Source organism: Streptomyces sp. NPDC002130 (assembly GCF_040296465.1).
GTDB lineage: Bacteria > Actinomycetota > Actinomycetes > Streptomycetales > Streptomycetaceae > Streptomyces.
In genome coordinates, this window is record NZ_JBEOXI010000485.1 from 1 (window position 1) to 3,029 (window position 3,029).

1 protein-coding gene is annotated in these 3,029 nt (G+C 75.2%); it reads right to left on the minus strand.

What is annotated here, in order from left to right:
* Nucleotides 1-26: 26 nt before the first annotated feature.
* Nucleotides 27-2,897, minus strand: coding sequence for an SCO1167/SCO6262 family helicase (locus ABT116_RS41465; protein WP_351645454.1), 2,871 nt, complete (start codon nt 2,895-2,897; stop codon nt 27-29).
* Nucleotides 2,898-3,029 lie beyond the last annotated feature (132 nt).

The window sequence follows — 3,029 nt, forward strand, 5'->3', positions numbered from 1 at the left end:
GTGCGGTTCGCAGCCCTGGTGGGACGTCATGACGACCTCCGCAGGGACACCAGGTCGGACAGCTCCCGGTCCGTCAGTTCCGTGAGGGAGGACTCGCCGGAGCCCAGGATCGCGTCGGCCAAAGCACGCTTGGACTGGAGCATCTCGGCGATGCGGTCCTCGACGGTGCCCTCGGTGATGAGGCGGTGGACCTGCACCGGCTGGGTCTGGCCGATGCGGTAGGCACGGTCGGTCGCCTGCTCCTCGACGGCCGGGTTCCACCAGCGGTCGAAGTGCACGACATGGCCCGCCCGGGTGAGGTTCAGGCCGGTGCCGGCCGCCTTGAGCGACAGCACCAGAACCGGCGTCGAACCGGCCTGGAAACGGTCCACCATGCGCTCCCGTTCGGGGACCGGCGTACCGCCGTGGAGGAGGTCGACCGGGACGGCCCGGGTGGCCAGGTGGGAGGTGATCAGGCGGGCCATCCCGACGTACTGGGTGAAGACGAGGGCGGACCCGTCCTCGGCGAGCAGCGTGTCCAGCAGCTCGTCCAGCAGGGCGAGCTTCCCGGAGCGGGCGGCGAGGTGGTCGCCCGCGGCCGCGGTGTGCTCCTCCTTGAGGAACAGCGCGGGGTGGTCGCAGATCTGCTTCAGCGACGTGAGGAGCTTCAGCACCAGGCCCCGGCGGGGCATGCCCTCGGCCGTCTCGATGGCGAGCATCGACTCGCGGACCACCGCCTCGTACAGCGCGGCCTGTTCGCGGGTGAGCGGCACCGGGTGGTCGGTCTCCGTCTTGGGCGGCAGCTCGGGCACGATGCCCGGGTCGGACTTCTTGCGGCGCAGCAGGAAGGGCCTCACCAGGCGGGCGAGGCGTTCCACCGCCTCCTCGTCCTCGCCGTTCTCCACGGCGCGCGCGTGCCGGGCGCGGAAGGACTTCAGCGGGCCGAGGAGGCCCGGGGTGGTCCAGTCGAGCAGGGCCCACAGCTCCGAGAGGTTGTTCTCGACGGGCGTGCCGGTCAGGGCCACGCGCGCGGGGGCCGGGATGGTTCGCAGCGCCTTGGCGGTGGCCGAGTAGGGGTTCTTGACGTGCTGCGCCTCGTCGGCGACGACCATGCCCCAGGTGCGCTCGGCCAGGGCGGGGGCGGCCGAGCGCATGGTGCCGTAGGTGGTGAGGACGAAGCCGCCCTCCAGGCCGTCGAGGCTGCGGTCCGGGCCGTGGAAGCGGCGGACGGGCACGCCGGGGGCGAAGCGGGTGATCTCCCGCTGCCAGTTGCCCAGCAGGGAGGCCGGGCACACGACCAGGGTGGGTTCGCTGCGCGCCCGCTTCAGGTGCAGGGCGATGAGGGTGATGGTCTTGCCGAGGCCCATGTCGTCGGCGAGGCAGCCGCCGAGGCCGAGGGAGGTCATCAGGTCGAGCCAGGCCAGGCCCCGCAGCTGGTAGTCCCGGAGGGTCGCACGCAGCTCCGGGGGCGGTTCGGCCGGGCGGATCCCCGCGGTCAGGCGGTCGCGCAGGGCGGCCAGCGCGCCGACCGGGACGGCCTGGACCGTCTCGCCGTCCACGTCGGCGGTGCCGGTGAGGGCGACGGACAGCGCGTCGACCGGGTCGAGCAGGCCCAAGTCCCGCTTGCGGGCCTTGCGCACCAGCGCCGGGTCGACCAGCACCCACTGGTCGCGCAGCCGGACGACGGGGCGGTGCGCCTCGGCGAGGGCGTCCATCTCGGTGTCGGTGAGCGGGTCGCCGCCGAGCGCCAGCTGCCAGCGGAACTGGAGGAGGTCCTCGCTCTCGAAGAAGCCCGTGCCGTCGGTCGCCGAGCCGGGGGCCGGGCGGACCACCGCCGCGGCGGACAAATCCTGCGCGAGGTCGCGCGGCCAGTGCACGGCGACCCCGGTCGCGGCGAGCCGGGTCGCCGCGACCCCGAGCAGGTCGCTTAGCTCGTCCTCGGTCAGGGCCAGCACGTCGGGCACGTCCTGGTCGGCGAGCCGGTCGAGCGGGGGCCAGACACGGGCCGCGCGGCGGACGGCGAGGGCCGCGTCCACACGCGCGCGGGGACCGAAGGCGTCGTCGGCCGCGCCCGCCCACAGGGCCGCCGCGTCGGCCACGAGGGTGGGGTCGGCGAGGCTGTGCACCTGGACGATCGCGGCGCCGGCGCTGCGGACACCACCGTCGGAGGCGTCGTCGAACAGGTCGTAGGCCGACAGGTCCAGGCGGAGCGAGATCCGCACGCCGGCGTCCATGCCGGCGGCGACTTCGGCGGCCCAGTCGTGGGCGGTGGGCAGATGCTGGGCCTCTCGGGCCGCGAAGGGCCGGCCGGAGGTGTGGGGCGCGGCCGGGGTGCGGGGCAGGGTGTCGGCGACGGCGTCGAGGAAGGCCCGCACCAGTGCTTCCGGCTCGGGCAGCCGGATCGGGCCGGGGCCGGGCAACGGCACGGCGTGACCCTCGTAGGGCAGGGCGGCGGCCACCGCGCGCAGGTGCGCGATGTCGTCAGGGTCGAGGGGGCCGGCGCGCCAGGAGTCGTGACCCGTGGCGGTCAGGCCGGGCAGCAGCCGGCCGCGGGCGGTCAGCCGCAGGGCGTGCAGGGCGGCCGCGCCCCAGCAGGCCGTGGCGGGGTGGGCCGCGGGGTCGTGCCGGGCGCGCACGAGAAGGGGCAGGGCGGCGTCGAGGGGGAGGGTCAGCGCGGGGGCGGTACGCCGCCGGACGCCGGTGGCGCCGTGCCGTCGCACGACGGTCAGCTCGGTCTCCGCGGGGGGCTCGGTGTCCTCGGCGTCCCCCGGTTCCCGGGCGGGCAGGGGCTCGCCCTCGGGGTCCCAGAAGGCGATGCGCCCTTCGCGCGGGAGGGGCGCGGGCAGGAAGACGGCCGGGAGCCGGACCGGGACCGTCGTCTCCCCCGCCCGCTCGGTCGTCGAAACCGTCTCTCCCATACGTCCTGTCACCTCCCGCCCCGCGTGTCGGATCAGTTGTCTCCGACTCTACGGGCGGGGTCTGACAATCGGCCCCGGTGGCCGGGTCAGGGCACGGTCCGGGAGACGACGTACACCCAGGGGTACGCCGGG